Raw genomic sequence first — 20008 nt, forward strand, 5'->3', positions numbered from 1 at the left:
AAACTTAGAGAACATGAAAAAAATTACTAGTTTTATTCTACTTTTTATAGTGGTTTTTCTAGTTGCTGGAGGAAGATTAGAAGCTCAAATAAAAAAAGGGTTTCAACCAAGATTTTCAGAAGCAGTTAAAGGAAATGTAACATTAATAGCGAATAACGTTTTATCAAGAAATAAAACAACAAGCTATACAGGAAATGATGGAAACCATGACTTTAGTAATAACGTTTTTGTTGATATAGATAACGATGCAAGTACATTCAATTCAAGTAGTGCAAATTTATCTAATCCAGAGCCAACAGTTAGTTGTTTAAGTATAAAGAAAGCATATTTATACTGGGCAGCAGCTGATAAAGAAGAGAACGATCCTTCTGATGAACCAAACTGGGATTACAATAAAATAAAATTGCAATTACCAGGAAGTTTAGGTTATACAACTATAACAGCTGATGATGTTATTTATAGAGGAAGAGACGATGTAGGTCACTTTGTTAATGACCCATATATTTGTTTTAAAGACATCACAAATGAAGTAAAAGCTTTGGCAACACCCTATGGGACTTATCAAGTAGCTAATGTTAAGGCAAAGGAAGGGAGTTTGACCTCACATGGTGGAGGAAATACAGGAACTTCTGGAGGTTGGCAAATAGTATTTGTATATGAAAGCCCCACTTTACCAGCAAAAAATATATCGCTTTTTGATGGTTACGCCCATGTTACAAGTAGTGTTAATAATTTTGAAATAGGATTTAGTGGTTTTCAAACAGTACCAACAGGAGATGTAGATGTAGATGTAGTAATAGGTGCCCTAGAAGGAGATAGAGATTTATCAGGAGACAGGTTACAAATAAAAAATACTAGTAACAATTGGGTAGATTTATCATATAGTTTAAGGAGTTCAAGTAATTTTTTTAATAGTAGAATAGCTAAAAATGGAAGTAACTTTATAGATAGAAATCCAGCTAGTACTAATACTTTAGGATTTGATGCAGATGTATTTGCTCTTAGTAATCCAGGAAACAGTATAATAGCTAACAATCAAACTTCTGCGACAATAAGATTAACATCAAACCAAGAAACATACGGACTCTTTTTAATAGGTTTATCTGTTGATGTTTGGAAACCAGATTTAGCACCATTAATATTATCAAGCTCAACAAATACTAGTAGTGTAGAAGACACTGTTAGTTTTTCAGTCAATATAGAAAACAATGGTAATGACAATGTAAAAGACTTAAAAATAGAAACAACAATACCTCAAGAAGTAGATTTAATAGAACCAATAACAGGGTTACCTTTTGGAGTTACTTATAGCTATAATACGACAACTAGATTATTAACCTTTAATGCTATTGATGGAATTACAGATGTAGGAGATACACCATATAGTTTAAGTTTTCAGGTGAAAGTAAAAGAACAATGTTATTTTCTAGAAGAAATGTGTTCCGATAAATTTCAAATGCAATTAGTAGCAACTTATGCAGGAGAAGAAAATAATAGTACACAAACTACTTTAAGTTCTAAATCAGTTGATTCTTGTGGTATAGGAGATAATTTACCTAATGAGATAAGTATTAACCAACCTGACGAGGCTAATTGGACAACTACAGTCGGTTCATTAGATAGAACAGTGTCTTGTGACGACGGTGCTGCCCTAGCTGCAGCACAATTACTTAAGCCAGAGGCTAGTTGTGATTTAACAATAACCAAAATACCTGGAAGTTTTGAGGCTTCAACAACTAATTGTCCTGTTATAGGAACATATACTAATACTTGGACATTTACAGATAGTTGTGGAAGAACAAGTGGACAATTTACCCAAACCATCACAGTAGCAGACACCACAGATCCAGTATGGGTAAATGAGCCAATGGACATGACAAGCGTAGAGTGTGATCCATCGACCAATGCACAAGCATTTACAGATTGGTTAGCGAGCTTTAGTGGAGAAGACGGATGTGGAACAGCTACGGTAACACATAACAGTACAGGTTTAAGTGATTTATGTGGCGGCACAGGTTCAGAAACAGTAACTTTTACCTTAACAGATGAGTGTGGAAATGATATTACGAAAGAAGCAACCTTCACCATAGTAGACACCACAGATCCGGTATGGGTAAATGAGCCAACGGATATGATAAGTGAAGAGTGTGATCCATCGACCAATGCACAAGCATTTACAGATTGGTTAGCGAGCTTTAGTGGAGAAGACGGATGTGGAACAGCTACGGTAACACATAACAGTACAGGTTTAAGTGATTTATGTGGCGGCACAGGTTCAGAAACAGTAACTTTTACCTTAACAGATGAGTGTGGAAATGATATTACGAAAGAAGCAACCTTCACCATAGTAGACACCACAGATCCGGTATGGGTAAATGAGCCAACGGATATGATAAGTGAAGAGTGTGATCCATCGACCAATGCACAAGCATTTACAGATTGGTTAGCGAGCTTTAGTGGAGAAGACGGATGTGGAACAGCTACGGTAACACATAACAGTACAGGTTTAAGTGATTTATGTGGCGGCACAGGTTCAGAAACAGTAACTTTTACCTTAACAGATGAGTGTGGAAATGATATTACGAAAGAAGCAACCTTCACCATAGTAGACACCACAGATCCGGTATGGGTAAATGAGCCAACGGATATGATAAGTGAAGAGTGTGATCCATCGACCAATGCACAAGCATTTACAGATTGGTTAGCGAGCTTTAGTGGAGAAGACGGATGTGGAACAGCTACGGTAACACATAACAGTACAGGTTTAAGTGATTTATGTGGCGGCACAGGTTCAGAAACAGTAACTTTTACCTTAACAGATGAGTGTGGAAATGATATTACGAAAGAAGCAACCTTCACCATAGTAGACACCACAGATCCGGTATGGGTAAATGAGCCAACGGATATGATAAGTGAAGAGTGTGATCCATCGACCAATGCACAAGCATTTACAGATTGGTTAGCGAGCTTTAGTGGAGAAGACGGATGTGGAACAGCTACAGTAACACATAACAGTACAGGTTTAAGTGATTTATGTGGCGGCACAGGTTCAGAAACAGTAACTTTTACCTTAACAGATGAGTGTGGAAATGATATTACGAAAGAAGCAACCTTCACCATAGTAGATACCACAGATCCGGTATGGGTAAATGAGCCAACGGATATGATAAGTGTAGAGTGTGATCCATCGACCAATGCACAAGCATTTACAGATTGGTTAGCGAGCTTTAGTGGAGAAGACGGATGTGGAACAGCTACGGTAACACATAACAGTACAGGTTTAAGTGATTTATGTGGCGGTACAGGCTCAGAAACTGTAACTTTTACGTTAACAGATGAGTGTGGAAATGATATTACGAAAGAAGCAACCTTCACCATAGTAGACACCACAGATCCGGTATGGGTAAATGAGCCAACGGATATGATAAGCGTAGAGTGTGATCCATCGACCAATGCACAAGCATTTACAGATTGGTTAGCGAGCTTTAGTGGAGAAGACGGATGTGGAACAGCTACGGTAACACATAACAGTACAGGTTTAAGTGATTTATGTGGCGGCACAGGCTCAGAAACAGTAACTTTTACGTTAACAGATGAGTGTGGAAATGATATTACGAAAGAAGCAACCTTCACCATAGTAGACACCACAGATCCGGTATGGGTAAATGAGCCAACGGATATGATAAGTGAAGAGTGTGATCCATCGACCAATGCACAAGCATTTACAGATTGGTTAGCGAGCTTTAGTGGAAAAGACGGGTGTGGAACAGCTACAGTAACACATAACAGTACAGGTTTAAGTGATTTATGTGGCGGTACAGGCTCAGAAACCGTAACTTTTACGTTAACAGATGAGTGTGGAAATGATATTACGAAAGAAGCAACCTTCACCATAGTAGATACCACAGATCCGGTATGGGTAAATGAGCCAACGGATATGATAAGTGAAGAGTGTGATCCATCGACCAATGCACAAGCATTTACAGATTGGTTAGCGAGCTTTAGTGGAGAAGACGGATGTGGAACAGCTATAGTAACACATAACAGTACAGGTTTAAGCGATTTATGTGGAGGCACAGGTTCAGAAACAGTAACTTTTACCTTAACAGATGAGTGTGGAAATGATATTACGAAAGAAGCAACCTTCACCATAGTAGACACCACAGATCCAACATGGGTAAATGAGCCAACGGATATGATAAGTGAAGAGTGTGATCCATCGACCAATGCACAAGCATTTACAGATTGGTTAGCGAGCTTTAGTGGAAAAGACGGATGTGGAACAGCTACAGTAACACATAACAGTACAGGTTTAAGCGATTTATGTGGAGGCACAGGCTCAGAAACAGTAACTTTTACGTTAACAGATGAGTGTGGAAATGATATTACGAAAGAAGCAACCTTCACCATAGTAGATACCACAGATCCGGTATGGGTAAATGAGCCAACGGATATGATAAGTGAAGAGTGTGATCCATCGACCAATGCACAAGCATTTACAGATTGGTTAGCGAGCTTTAGTGGAAAAGACGGATGTGGAACAGCTATAGTAACACATAACAGTACAGGTTTAAGTGATTTATGTGGCGGTACAGGCTCAGAAACAGTAACTTTTACGTTAACAGATGAGTGTGGAAATGATATTACGAAAGAAGCAACCTTCACCATAGTAGACACCACAGATCCGGTATGGGTAAATGAGCCAACGGGTATGATAAGTGAAGAGTGTGATCCATCGACCAATGCACAAGCATTTACAGATTGGTTAGCGAGCTTTAGTGGAGAAGACGGATGTGGAACAGCTATAGTAACACATAACAGTACAGGTTTAAGCGATTTATGTGGAGGCACAGGTTCAGAAACCGTAACCTTTACCTTAACGGATGAGTGTGGAAATGATATTACGAAAGAAGCAACCTTCACCATAGTAGACACAACAGATCCGGTATGGGTAAATGAGCCAACGGATATGATAAGTGAAGAGTGTGATCCATCGACCAATGCACAAGCATTTACAGATTGGTTAGCGAGCTTTAGTGGAGAAGACGGATGTGGAACAGCTATAGTAACACATAACAGTACAGGTTTAAGCGATTTATGTGGAGGCACAGGCTCAGAAACAGTAACTTTTACGTTAACAGATGAGTGTGGAAATGATATTACGAAAGAAGCAACCTTCACCATAGTAGATACAACAGCACCAATTATTGATGAAACAAGCAAAAATAATATTGATATAGAATGTGGAGTAGGAGATACAGGAGTTACTTTACAAGATTGGTTAAATAATAATGCAGGAGCGACAGCTACAGATAGCTGTGGTAATGTAACATGGACAAACAATTATGGAGATGATACTTCAGTAAAATGTGATGGAAGTTATATTACAGTAATATTTACAGCTACAGATGATTGTGGAAACTTTAGTACCACAACGGCAGGATATTTAATTAAAGATGAAACACCACCAACAATAACTCAGCAACCATCAGACAAAGTTGTTGAATGTGATGGCTCAGGTAATACAACAGAATTAAACGATTGGTTAGCAAGTAATGGAGGAGCAACAGCAACGGATGATTGTAGTGTAGTATCTTGGAGTAATAATTATACTGATTTAACGTATACATGTAGTTTTACAGGAGAAGTGGAAGTAATTTTTACAGCAAAAGATGCTTGTGGAAATACTGTAGATACAAATAGTGCTAAATTTATTATAAATGACACAGTAGCACCAGAGTTTGTAGAAGAGTTGCCAGTAGCAGAGATTACAGTAAGTTGTGATAATATTCCAGTAATGGAAACCTTGACAGCGACAGACAATTGTGATCCATCTGTAACCGTAATTCCAAGTGAAGTAACAAGTGGAGATGATGATGCTTGTGGATCGGAATACTTAATTACAAGAAAATGGACTGTATCAGATTGTTCAGGAAACACGACTACTCATATTCAAGTAATCACAGTAGAAGACACAGTAGCACCAGAATTTGTAGAAGAGTTACCAGCAGAAGAAATCACAGTAAGTTGTGACAATATTCCAGTAATGGAAACTTTGACAGCGACAGACAATTGTGATGCATCTGTAACCGTAATTCCAAGTGAAGTAACAAGTGGAGATGATGATGCTTGTGGATCTGAATACTTAATTACAAGAAAATGGACTGTATCAGATTGTTCAGGAAACACGACTACTCATATTCAAGTAATCACAGTAGAAGACACAGTAGCACCAGAGTTTGTAGAAGAGTTGCCAGTAGCAGAGATTACAGTAAGTTGTGATAATATTCCAGTAATGGAAACCTTGACAGCGACTGATAATTGTGATGCATCTGTAACCGTAATTCCAAGTGAAGTAACAAGTGGAGATGATGATGCTTGTGGATCGGAATACTTAATTACAAGAAAATGGACTGTATCAGATTGTTCAGGAAACACAACTACTCATATTCAAGTAATCACAGTAGAAGACACAGTGGTACCAGAGTTTGTAGAGGAGTTACCAGCAGCAGAGATTACAGTAAGTTGTGATAATATCCCAGTGATGGAAACACTAACAGCAACAGATAACTGTGATCCATCAGTAACCGTAATTCCAAGTGAAGTAACAAGTGGAGATGATGATGCTTGTGGATCGGAATACTTAATTACAAGAAAATGGACTGTATCAGATTGTTCAGGAAACACAACTACTCATATTCAAGTAATCACAGTAGAAAACACAGTGGCACCAGAGTTTGTAGAGGAGTTACCAGCAGCAGAAATTACAGTAAGTTGTGATAATATTCCAGTGATGGAAACACTAACAGCAACAGATAACTGTGATCCGTCAGTAACCGTAATTCCAAGTGAAGTAACAAGTGGAGATGATGATGCTTGTGGATCAGAATACTTAATTACAAGAAAATGGACTGTATCAGATTGTTCAGGAAACACAACTACTCATATTCAAGTAATCACAGTAGAAGACACAGTGGCACCAGAGTTTGTAGAGGAGTTACCAGCAGCAGAGATTACAGTAAGTTGTGATAATATCCCAGTGATGGAAACACTAACAGCAACAGATAACTGTGATCCATCAGTAACCGTAATTCCAAGTGAAGTAACAAGTGGAGATGATGATGCCTGTGGATCAGAATACTTAATTACAAGAAAATGGACTGTATCAGATTGTTCAGGAAACACAACTACTCATATTCAAGTAATCACAGTAGAAGACACAGTGGCACCAGAGTTTGTAGAGGAGTTACCAGCAGCAGAAATTACAGTAAGTTGTGATAATATTCCAGTGATGGAAACACTAACAGCGACAGACAATTGTGATCCATCAGTAACCGTAATTCCAAGTGAAGTAAAAAGTGGAGATGACGATGCTTGTGGATCGGAATACTTAATTACAAGAAAATGGACGGTATCAGATTGTTCAGGAAACACGACTACTCATATTCAAGTAATCACAGTAGAAGACACAGTAGCACCCGAGTTTGTGGAGGAGTTACCAGCAGCAGAAATAACTGTAAGTTGTGATGCCATTCCAGCAGCAGTAGTATTAACAGCGACAGACAATTGTAGTTCATCAGTTACAGTAAATTATTCAGAAGAGTTTGCAGGACAAGATGATGACTGTGTAACAGAATATACAATTACCAGAACATGGACAGTTCAAGATTGTGCAGGAAATGAAACTTCACACTCTCAAGTAGTAACAGTAGAAGATACGGTAGCTCCAGAGTTTGTAGAAGAATTACCTGCGGATGTAACGATAAGTTGTGATACAATTCCTGAAGCAGCGGTATTAACAGCGACAGATAATTGTAGTTCATCAGTTACAGTAAATTATTCAGAAGAGTTTGCAGGACAAGATGATGACTGTGTAACAGAATATACAATTACTAGAACATGGACAGTTCAAGATTGTGCAGGAAATGAAACTTCACACTCTCAAGTAGTAACAGTAGAAGATACGGTAGCTCCAGAGTTTGTAGAAGAATTACCTGCGGATGTAACGATAAGTTGTGATACAATTCCTGAAGCAGCGGTATTAACAGCGACAGATAATTGTAGTTCATCAGTTACAGTAAATTATTCAGAAGAGTTTGCAGGACAAGATGATGACTGTGTAACAGAATATACAATTACCAGAACATGGACAGTTCAAGATTGTGCAGGAAATGAAACTTCACACTCTCAAGTAGTAACAGTAGAAGATACGGTAGCTCCAGAGTTTGTGGAAGAATTACCTGCGGATGTAACAGTAAGTTGTGATACAATTCCTGAAGCAGCGGTATTAACAGCGACAGATAATTGTAGTTCATCAGTTACAGTAAATTATTCAGAAGAGTTTGCAGGACAAGATGATGACTGTGCAACAGAATATACAATTACCAGAACATGGACAGTTCAAGATTGTGCAGGAAATGAAACTTCACATTCTCAAGTAGTAACAGTAGAAGATACAGTAGCACCAGAGTTTGTAGAAGAATTACCAGCGAATGTAACGGTAAGTTGCGATACAATTCCAGAAGCAGCGGTATTAACAGTGACAGATAATTGTAGTTCATCAGTTACAGTAAATTATTCAGAAGAAATTACTAGAGAAGAAGAAGCATGTGCTTCGGCATATTCAATTACTCGAATTTGGACAGCAGAAGATTGTGCAGGGAATACAGTTTCACATACTCAAGTAATTAATGTTGAAGATACTGAAGCACCAGAATTAGTTTCTACTTTAGAAGATATTACAGTTGAATGTGACAATGTTCCAGAGGTTCCAACTTTAGAGTTTACTGATAATTGTTCAGCAAACGTAACTCAAACAAATTTTGAAGAGACAAGTACGTTTGATGGAACTGATAGTAATTATATGATTACAAGAACATGGACAGTTTCTGATGATTGTGGAAACGTAGCTGAATTTACACAAACCATTACAGTAACAGTCAATACATCGGTAACAGAAATAGCTGATTCTAAATGTATAGACGATGGAGAAATTAATTTGAATGATTATGTAGCTAACCCAAGTGAAGAAGGTAGTTGGGAAGTTACACAAGGAAATGTAGTATTATCGGACGATGCAAGTTTTGATCCATCAGGTTTAAGTTTAGGAGACTATGTATTCACTTATACTGAACCAAATAATGGATGTTTAAGGTCAATAAAAGTTACGATTAATTTAAACGATGACTGTATTGTATTACCATGTGGACAAGAAGATGTGGTAATATCAAAAGCAGTAACCCCTAATGGAGATTCATGGAATGAATTCTTTGAAGTAACAGGAGTAGAATCTTGTGGATTTATAGTAAATGTGAAAATATTTAACCGTTGGGGAGCACAAGTCTTTGAGTCTAACAATTATGCCAATAATTGGAATGGAGTTTCTGATGGAACTAAGTTTGGAGGGGCTAAAAGATTACCAGCAGGTACATATTACTACATTGTAATATTAGAAAATAGTGGTTTAAAACCATTTACAGGAGCAATTTATTTAGGAACCAAATAATATTATAAGCTATGAACCATAATTACAGAATATTACAAGCAATTGTTGTGTTACTATTTGCAGGTATTTTTACCGTACAATCGCAACAGTTACCACAATTTACCCAGTACATGTACAACACTATTTCCATAAACCCTGCTTATGCAGGTAGTAGAGAAGTGTTGAGTATAGTTGGGTTGCATAGAAGCCAGTGGGCAGGATTAGATAGAGCGCCTGAAACGCAAACTTTATCTGTTCACTCACCTCTAAGGAATGATAAAATCGGTCTAGGTTTATCGTTTATTAACGATAAGCTTGGATACGAAAAGTTCACCTATTTATATGGAGATTTTTCTTACACGATTAAACTTAACAGTACTATAAAATTAGCCTTTGGTCTTAAAGCAGGTTTTACTCAATATAATATTGATGATGCTTTAATAGCTGCAGAACCATCTGATCCAGGTATCTCAGGAATTCAAAATAGATGGGAGCCTAATATAGGTAGTGGGGTATTAATGCACACCAATAAATGGTATGTAGGATTGTCGGCTCCGAGGCTATTAAATATAGACCATAATGATTTACAAGTTAATGGAATTAATTACGGAGTTGTAGATAAGGTGAGTTATTACTTAACAGGAGGTTATGTATTTGATTTAAGTGATAATGTAAAATTTAAGCCAGCAACTTTAATTAAAGCAACCAACGGAGCACCTTTATCGTATGATATTACAGCAAACTTTTTGTTTAATGAAAAGCTTTGGTTAGGTGGGTCTTACAGAATTAACGAGTATACAGGAGCATTAGGAGCTTTGGTAGATTTTCAAGTTTCTCGTCAGTTTAGAATAGGATATGCTTACGAACATCCATTATCTGATATTAATCAATATTCAAATGGTACTCACGAGGTATTATTGATGTTTGAATTGCTTCCTAAAGCATATAGAACAAAATCACCTAGATACTTTTAAAAAGCACAGTTATGAAAACAAAAATTACATTTATATTACTTTTTTTATCATGTTTTGCTTTTTCACAAAGAAAAGTAGCTGATAAATTTTATAAAGAATACTCCTACATAAAGGCTGCTGAATTCTATAAAAAAGCGATTTACGCAGGTGATGATGGAGTAGAAATGGTAACAAAATTAGCCGATTGTTATTATAACAATTCTAACTCTAAACAAGCAGCTTACTGGTATGGGGTGGCTTCCAATAGAGATGAAGGTTTAAGTGATGAAGCTATATATAAATATGTACAATCACTTAGAAGTCTTGGTGAATACGAAAAAGCAGATAAATGGCTGCAAAAAATACCTGATGTAGTCACCAAAATAGGAATTGTAGATTATGATAAGCTAAAAACACTAAATAAAGATTCTGTAGAAATAGCAAATTTAAAAATCAATACTAAAAATTCAGAATTTGGTTCTTACGTGCAAGGTGAAAAGTTATATTTTGCTTCTACAAGAAACGATAAAGGTGAAATTTATGAATGGAACAATCAGCCGTATCTAGATATATATCAAGCAAAAATTATAACTAAAGATGATGAGTTTGATTTAGAGGATGTTATGCCAATTGTTTCTTCCAAGATTAATACAGGTTTCCACGAATCGAATGTCGCTATTACCAAAGATGGAAAGACATTGTACTTTACTAGGAATAATCTAGATGAAAAAGAAAAGCTTGAGTATGATAAAAAAGGTACGTCGAACTTAAAAATTTTCAAAGCAACTTTGGTGAATGGTCAATGGGATGATGTTGAAGAACTACCTTTTAATGACAAAGTTTATTCTAGTGGGCATCCAGCATTAAGTCCAGATGAAAAAACATTGTATTTTACATCTGATAGACCTGGAGGTTTTGGAGCAACCGATATTTACAAAGTAGCAATTTTACCTGATGGAGGCTATGGAAAAGTCACAAATTTAGGAGAGAAAATTAATACAGCTGATAGAGAAATGTTTCCGTTTGTAGCAAAAGATTACACCTTATATTTTTCTTCAGATGGATATCAAAATCTAGGTCTTTTAGATATTTATAAATCAGATTTGTTAAAAAACAACTCTTCTGAAGTAATAAATATAGGAGCTCCGTTTAATAGCGGTTATGATGATTTTGCCTTTTTTTATAATGAAGATGGAAAAACAGGATATTTTTCTTCGAATAGACCAGAAGGTAAAGGAGAAGATGATATTTATGAGTTCAGAACTTTTAAGTGTAAACAATTTATAAAAGGTAAAACATTCGATAAAAGAACAAAAGAATTGTTGCCAAATACTTTAGTAGAATTAATAGATGCCGAAGGTAAGGTAATACAAAGGTTTGTTACTCAAGAAGACGCTTCTTATATTTTTGAAGTAGAATGCGAGAAGAAATTTAGATTAAGAGGTACAAAACTAGATTATAAAGATGATTTTATTGATAATGTTGAAACCACTGATAGAAGAGGTGTTGAAATAGAACGCAATTTATATTTAACACCATTAATTATAGGTAATGAGATTGTAATTGACCCAATATTCTTTGATTTTAATAAATGGAATATTCGTCCTGATGCTGCTTACGAGTTAGAGCATATAGTAAGAGTGTTAAAAAATAATCCGAAAATGATTATAAAAATTGAAGCACATACAGACAGCAGAGGAAGTGACCGATACAATGAAATTTTATCTGATAGAAGAGCAAAATCTACTAGAGATTATATTTATTCACGTGATATAGCCAAACACAGAATTCAAAGTGCTATTGGTTATGGAGAAAAACAATTGATAAATAAGTGTTCTAACGGTGTTAAATGTACCGAAGAAGAACATCAAGAAAACAGACGATCAAAATTTATAATCACGAATGATTATAAAGGTGAAAATAAGTAATTAGTCTCCCGTAGAGTAGTTTTCTTTGCCCCGGTTCAATCTCGCACATTGAATTGGGTTTTTTTTTATTTATTTCACTTTTGTTTTAATGATTATAAAAGTGAAAACAAGTAATTAGCCTTCGTAGAGTAGTTTTCTTTTGCCCTGATTCAATCTCGCACATTGAATTGAGGTTTTATTTTCTTCACTATTGTCTTACAAAGATGTTGGTAAAATACCATTTACCATCAGCACTTTTTTCAGCGGTAATGTCAAAATGAGTAAAGTCACCTTCAATATTTTTCTTGTGACCATCACTTTTAACCCATGCATTAACAACAGATTCAGCTGTAGAATAACCATAAGCTACATTTTCTGCAACACTTACAGCGTTAGCATTTTGCGTTAAGTACTCTTTGCGTTGGTAAAAAAAGTCATGAGAAACCTCATTCTTTTCAATCATATAGTTTGTATGATTGTTTGTTTGCGATTTAATGACTTCTAATTTACTTAGTGAAGAAAAACCATTATTAACTCTATAATTATTAATAAGGGTCAAAATGTCCGATTCTATTGATTTTTCACTTACTGTAATTGACATTTCAGGGTTGTTGTCAACTATTTCAGTTTCACTAGACGAACAAGACGTTAATATTAGTGCACAACAAAGCACTAATAACTTGAGGGGATAGTTATTCATGATTGGGGGTTAAGGGGTTAATCAAAAAACGTTGTAAAGATATAACGAAAACTTAATGCGAAACAAGTTAATTGTATGTTTTTGAGGTAAAAAGGGGCTTTTTCCTGTGACTAGATAGCCTGTTTTATAAAATCTTCATATTCATAAAAAAACAGCTCAAACTGTGTCATAGTTTCAACATAAAACTCATAGCAATCTCGCCAAGTATCTTTATTATGTATGCTGAATTTTTTATCAAAAGGAACATAAATTCTTCGGATAATTTTATGATTATCCAATTCAAAAGTATCATCGTAAATTACTTCTGGTAAATATTCAGTTTCTAGTATTTTTTTTAAAGAAAGTAATTGATCGTAAAGTAGTTCATTAGCAACATCTTCAGGGTGTTCGAAATCTAAACACACAGAAGCTTTTTTCTATCAGCTTGAAATTTAAAAGCAAATCCTTTTATTTTAGTATTATACAACAGCCATTTTCTTGGAAAAGATTTTCCAAAGCTTGTCCAAAATTCTTTACGTAATCGAGCTGATTCTTCTTTACTAAACACTTACTTAATATATTTAATTTAAAATTGTTTGCAGTGTATTTATTATCCGTGAACCCTTGCTTCCTTACCTCTTTCGCGCATCATTTTAGCTTCAAAAGCTAACAAACTGCTCCATTTTTCGTCAACAAGATCACGATCCATATATTGACGAGCATAACCTAAAAATAAGGTGTAGTGATTTGCTTCTGAAACCATTAAATCTAAATAAAACTTAGAAAGCTCTTCATCTTCCATATTATCTGCAAAAACCTTAAAACGTTCACAACTACGAGCTTCAATTAATGCTGCAACTAACAAACGTTGTATTAGGGCTTCAGTTCTGTCTTTAGTATGTGGAAAAAACTTTTGCAGTCGTTGAGCGTAATCATTTTTACTTGCTTGCCCTAAAACCATTCCTCGTTCTACCATTAAATTATGTACCATTCTAAAATGTTCCATTTCTTCAATGGCAATATCACTCATATCTTTAACAAGTTCGGTTTCTTCAGAATAGTTGATGATAATTGACACAGCATTCGAAGCAGCTTTTTGTTCAGCAAAAGCATGATCGGTTAATAATTGTTCTAAGCCGTTTTTAGCAACTTCAACCCATGAAGTTTCTGTGTCAAATTGTAGTCCAAGCATAATGTGTAATTGAGGTTGTAAAAGTAAAAAATATAAAAACGAATAGAGTAATAAATAGCTTAAAAATAGTTAGCTTTGTTCGTAAAAAAATCTCTTAAAAAATTGCTGATAAATACCGATTCTAATTACGGATACTAAACAAATTGCTACAAATTCTAAATAGATCATCTATAAAAAAGATTTTTCAGTAGTTTTATAAAGAATAGAGAAAGATAAAACTTCCAAAAAAATGAAATTACAGTTACTAAAAGAAATGAGAAAAATTTTAGGTTCTCTTGCATTAATCTGTTTAATGCTTATGGCTAATTCGTGTAAAAAATCAGTTACTACAGAAAGTAATGTTAACGAATTTAGTGAGTATATTAGTGTGTTTCCAGATAAGTTAATATCGGTAACACCAAATTTAAAGTTTGTATTAAAAAAGAAAGCCACTACAAATTTTGATGCAAATGAAATTATAACAGTTTCACCAGAGATTAAAGGTGAAGTAGCTGTAAACGAGAATGAAATTGCTTTTATACCAGCAGAAAAATTAAAAAGTAATCAAGAATATTTGGTAACTCTTCATTTATCAAACTTGTATGAAGATATTGATGAAGAGTTAAAAGACTTTACAGTTAAGTTAAAAACTAAAGAATTACTTTTCAATGTATCACTACAATCACCAAGTGTTTATACTAAAGATTTATATGCTGTAGAAGGTGAAATTATAGCGAGTGATGTTATTGAAACAGCTAAATTAACCCATTTAGTAAAAGCAACTTATAACGGTAAGTCGAAGAGAATAAAGTTTAGTGAAGTTGGTGAACTTAGCTCAAAAATATATTTTAAAGTAGACAGTATTCAACGTTATGATAACGATAAATCATTATCAGTAACTTGGAATGGGAGCTCTATTCAGTCAGAATCAAAAGGTAAAAGAGAACTGATTATTATAGGAAAAAATAACTTTAAAGTATTAGATATTGATGTTATAGATACGGATAAACAACATATAGAAATAAGTTTTTCAGATCCGTTACAAAAATCTCAAAATTTAAAAGGACTTATTCAGTTTTTAAATACTCAAAAAAGAGAATTTACTTATAAGATAAATAACAATAAAGTTACTTTATACCCAAAAGCATCTTATACAGAAAAGATAGATATAGAGGTTTTTAAAGGAATTAAAAGTGCAGATGGATACACTTTAAAAGAAAACATTATTAAAACAGTATATTTTGAAGAGTTAAAACCTACTGTTAGCTTTATTAAAAGTGGATCAATTTTACCAAACTCAAGCAATTTAAAAATCAATTTTAAAGCAGTTAACTTAAAGGCAGTTGATGCAACTATCTATAAAATTTATAAGGATAATGTATTACAATTTTTACAATACAATAATTTAAGCAACCAAGGTAATTTACGTTATGTAGGTCGTCCAATTGCAAAATATACGATGAATCTTGGTAATCAAGGACTCGATTTAAGTAAGGAAAATGCTTTTGCTATTGATTTAGCTGAAATTGTAACTGTGGAAGATGGAGCGATGTATAGAGTAGAATTTTCGTTCAATAAAGATTATTCTACTTATTCATGTACTGAAGGATCAGAAACCAAAACAATTGTTTTTGGAAAAAAAGAGATAAATACAAAAAGTTATGATAATCCTCATTATTATGAAGATTATTACGACGATTATAGTTGGAGAGATAGAGATAATCCATGTACTAACTCTTACTATTACGACAAGCAAATTAGCACTAATATTTTGGCTACAAATATTGGTATAATCGTAAAGAAAGGAAACAATAGTAAGACTTTAGTAGCGGTAACAGATATACTTACTACAAACGCAATTGAAGCTGCAAATGTGACGCTGTATAATTTACAAATGCAACCTATAGAATCGGCTTCTACTAATAAAGAAGGAATTGCTACTTTCAATAATGTTTCTAACGCATTTTTTGCTGTAGTTACGAAAAATAAAAATACAACATACATTAAGTTAAACGACGGTGAAGCATTGTCTATGAGTAAGTTTGATGTATCAGGTGTGAAATTGCAAGAAGGAATTAAAGGTTATATCTATGGAGAACGTGGTGTTTGGAGACCAGGAGATCAATTATTCTTAACCTTTGTATTAAACGATAATGCGAATCCAATTCCAGATGATCATCCAATAAAGTTTGAGTTAATCAATCCGCAGGGAAAAATAATTGACCGAACAATTCTTCCGAAGAAATCAAACAATGTATATGGTTATGCGCCAACAACAAACCCTGAAGCAATTACTGGAAACTGGAAATTACGCGTAAGTGTAGGTGGAGCGGTTTTTAACAAAGACTTAAAAATTGAAACCATTAAACCTAACCGATTAAAAATAAAACTTAACACCACAGAAAAGTTTATCAAAGCTAATTCTGAAATTACAGGAAATGTAGAGGTTAAGTGGTTACATGGTGCTATTGCGAGAGGTTTAAAATTAGATATTAACGGAAAATTTTCGCAAACAACTACTGAGTTTTCAAAATTCAAAAACTATAATTTTGATGATGTTACACGTCGTTTTGGAACTGAGGAGTTTAAAGTATTAAAAGGTAGTTTAAATAATGAAGGTACAACCAATTTCTCTGTAAAACCAAAACTAGATAGTAAAGCTCCAGGAATGCTAAAAGCGAGTTTTATAACTAAGGTTTATGAGAACGGAGGAGATTTTAGTACTGATGTGTTTTCTAATAAAGTATCGCCTTATACTTCGTATGCAGGATTACAAGATGCAGAAGAACCTCAATCTAAAAATTATTTGTTTACTGATGAAGAATATATGTTTAATGTTGCTTCTGTAAATCAAGAAGGAGTAGGAGTAGCGAATAATTTAGAAGTAAATGTGTATAAGTTATCATGGCGTTGGTGGTGGAATACCTCTGACAATGGATTGTCTAGTTATGATGGAACGCGTTATCATGAACCTTATAAAAAGTTAACAATTGGTACAAATACAGGAGGTAAAGGAACTTTCAAATTAAAAGTTGATGAAAACGATTGGGGACGCTATTTAATTAAAGTAACCGATTTAAAAAGTAAGCACGTAACTTCTAACGTAGTGTATTTTGATTGGCCTTCTTGGTATGCAAAGAAAAAAGGAAATCAAGATAAGAGCAATGCTACCATGTTAGTATTTACTACCGATAAAGAATCGTATGAAGTAAATGAAACAGCAACAGTTAAGTTTCCTTCTTCGGAAGGAGGAAAAGCTTTTATTACTATTGAAAATGGAACTGAGGTGTTAGATCATTTTTGGGCACCAACGCAAGCCCAACAAACATCGTTTAGTTTTCCAGTAAAAGCGAGCTATACACCTAATGTTTTTGTGAATATTTCTTTATTACAAAAGCACAGCCAAACGGTAAACGATTTACCAATTCGTATGTATGGCTCTATCCCGATGTTGGTAAATAATCCTGATACTAAACTAGCACCTAAAATTCAATTAGCTGACGAGTTAAGACCAGAGTCTACTGCTACCATTCGTGTAAAAGAAGAAAAAGGTAGACCAATGACGTATACCATTGCGCTAGTAGATGAAGGCTTGTTAGATTTAACACGTTTTAAAACTCCAAATCCTTGGGGTGTTTTCTACGCACGTCAATCGTTAGGAGTAAGAACATGGGATATTTTTGATGATGTTATTGGAGCTTATGGAGGAAAAGCAAATCAAATATTAAGTATTGGAGGTGACGAATCGGAAGCAGGAAGTAAAAACCGTAAAGCTAACCGATTCAAACCAATGGTTACCTATTTAGGTCCTTTCGATTTAGAAATGGGAGATATTAAAGAACACAAGATTAAAATCCCTAAATATGTAGGGTCTGTTCGTGCTATGGTTGTCGCTACAGATACTAAAAAAGATGCGTATGGTAGCGATGAAAAAACAGCTTTTGTACGTAAACCTGTTATGATTTTAGCATCACTACCTCGTAAGATTACACCTCAAGAAACCGTAACACTACCAGTTACTGTTTTTGCAATGAAACCAAACATTAAGAACGTAAAAGTAACTGTGCAACCTGATGAATCTTATACGATAGTTGGAGACCGAACACAAACAGTTTCGTTTGATCAACCAGATGAGAAAATGGCGTATTTCACCTTAAAAGTAAACGATTTCAAGGGAATTGGTAAAGTGAAAATAGATGCAAGTTCAGGAAGTGAAAAAGCATCTTACGAAGTAGAGATTGATGTCTTAAATCCGAATCCAGTTACGACCGAGGTAAAAGATTTAGTGTTAAAGTCGAACGAACAAGGCGAACTAAATTTCACTAGTTTTGGAACTAGAGGAACTAATGGCGCTACGTTAGAGTTATCTACTTTACCTCCAATGAACTTTACAAAGCGTTTAGGGTATTTAATTAGTTATCCACACGGTTGTGTAGAGCAAACCACTTCTGGGGCTTTTCCACAGTTATACTTACCTGAACTATTTGAATTATCAAAAGATAAGGTAGCTTCAACAGAAAGAAATATAAAAGCAGCTATTCAACGATTGTCAGATTTCCAGTTGTCTAACGGAGGACTTTCTTATTGGCAAGGAAATAGTACTGCAGATAGTTGGGGAACATCGTATGCTGGTCATTTTATGATAGAAGCAGAGAAGAAAGGATATGTGTTGCCTATTGGATTTAAATCAAAATGGATAGGATATCAAAAACAACAAGCACGTAATTGGAGAAATACTTCAAGCTATTATAACAATTCTCTTTCGCAAGCATATCGATTGTATACATTGTGTTTAGCGAATAGCCCAGATTTAGCTTCAATGAACCGTTTACGTGAATCAATGGGAGTTTCAGATGAAGCTAAAACAAGATTGGCAAGTGCGTATGCTTTAATCGGTAAAAAATCGATAGCACAATCTATTTTAAAAGGATTAACAGGGTATAGTTCTACTAAGAGATATTATTCAAATTATGGTTCAGAAACCAGAAACAAAGCAATGGCTTTAGAAACGTATACTTTGTTAGATAATGAAACTAAGGCAATAAAGTTAGCTAAAGAAGTTGCTGAAGATTTGTCTAGTAACAATTGGATGAGTACGCAAACTACAGCGTATAGTTTGTTAGCAATGAGTCAGTATGCTTTAAAAAATGGTGGAGTTGATGGAATTAACACCAACTATATTTTCAATAAGGTTTCAGGAGAAGCAAGCACAACCAAATCATTATTAGCAAAAGATTTAGTAGCACTTCAACAAGAGAACTCTTTAAAAATAACCAATAAAAACAACGGAGTAGTATATGTACGAGTACTAAATAAAGGAATTTTACCAGTAGGTGAAGAAAAAGTATTCCAAAAGAACTTAGAAGCATCTATTGTATATAAAACAAAAGATGGTGCTCGTATTGAACCTGATAATTTATCACAAGGAACCAATTTTATAGCTGAGATAAAAATTAAAAACTCAACTAGTGAAACACTAGAAAATGTGGCCTTAACGCAATTTATACCTTCAGGTTGGGAAATTGTAAATACTCGTTTTACCGATTTTGGAAATAATACAACATCTTCTAATGTAGATTATACCGATATACGAGATGCGAGTATTAGTAACTACTTTACATTGAAAAAGTATGAAACTAAAACGTTTAATGTATTATTAAATGCATCGTATTTAGGAGAGTATTATTTACCAGGAGTACAAGTTGAAGCAATGTACGACAACGATTATATTGCACGTACTCAAGGAAGATGGATTAAAGTTGTGAAATAATTATTACATGAAATAGAAATTAAAAAGGAGCTATAATTAGCTCC

6 protein-coding genes and 1 pseudogene are annotated in these 20008 nt (G+C 34.5%); 4 read left to right on the forward strand and 3 right to left on the reverse strand.

The annotated features are described in order from the left end of the window. Positions 1 to 13 precede the first annotated feature (13 nt). Genes AC3VI6_RS11310 through AC3VI6_RS11320 form a run of 3 tightly spaced genes read left to right on the forward strand, consistent with a single transcriptional unit; the run spans position 14 to position 12365 of the window. Positions 14 to 9505, forward strand: a complete 9492-nt coding sequence (locus tag AC3VI6_RS11310) for a T9SS type B sorting domain-containing protein (RefSeq protein WP_497706254.1) — start codon at positions 14 to 16, stop codon at positions 9503 to 9505. Positions 9506 to 9516: 11 nt separating this feature from the next. Continuing rightward, complete coding sequence (locus tag AC3VI6_RS11315; protein WP_435254712.1) at positions 9517 to 10458, forward strand: PorP/SprF family type IX secretion system membrane protein; 942 nt, start codon at positions 9517 to 9519, stop codon at positions 10456 to 10458. An 11-nt stretch (positions 10459 to 10469) separates the two neighbouring features. Then, positions 10470 to 12365 (forward strand): OmpA family protein, encoded by a 1896-nt coding sequence (locus tag AC3VI6_RS11320; protein ID WP_497706255.1) that lies wholly within the window; start codon positions 10470 to 10472, stop codon positions 12363 to 12365. Between the two features lie 187 nt (positions 12366 to 12552). Here the strand turns inward: AC3VI6_RS11320 and AC3VI6_RS11325 are convergent, their stop codons facing one another. From AC3VI6_RS11325 to AC3VI6_RS11335, 3 genes and pseudogenes are all read right to left on the reverse strand, one after another. Continuing rightward, the gene (locus tag AC3VI6_RS11325; RefSeq protein WP_497706256.1) at positions 12553 to 13044 is read right to left on the reverse strand and encodes a CAP domain-containing protein; all 492 of its coding nucleotides are present in this window, start codon (positions 13042 to 13044) and stop codon (positions 12553 to 12555) included. A 110-nt stretch (positions 13045 to 13154) separates the two neighbouring features. Then, positions 13155 to 13591: pseudogene (locus tag AC3VI6_RS11330) on the reverse strand (DUF4268 domain-containing protein). 42 nt (positions 13592 to 13633) lie between these two features. After that, positions 13634 to 14215, reverse strand: a complete 582-nt coding sequence (locus AC3VI6_RS11335) for a MiaE family protein (protein ID WP_497706257.1) — start codon at positions 14213 to 14215, stop codon at positions 13634 to 13636. Between the two features lie 229 nt (positions 14216 to 14444). Between AC3VI6_RS11335 and AC3VI6_RS11340 the strand changes: the two genes are divergently transcribed. Beyond that, complete coding sequence (locus tag AC3VI6_RS11340) at positions 14445 to 19964, forward strand: alpha-2-macroglobulin family protein (protein ID WP_497706258.1); 5520 nt, start codon at positions 14445 to 14447, stop codon at positions 19962 to 19964. Positions 19965 to 20008: the final 44 nt, after the last annotated feature.

The organism is Tenacibaculum sp. TB-56, assembly GCF_059716275.2.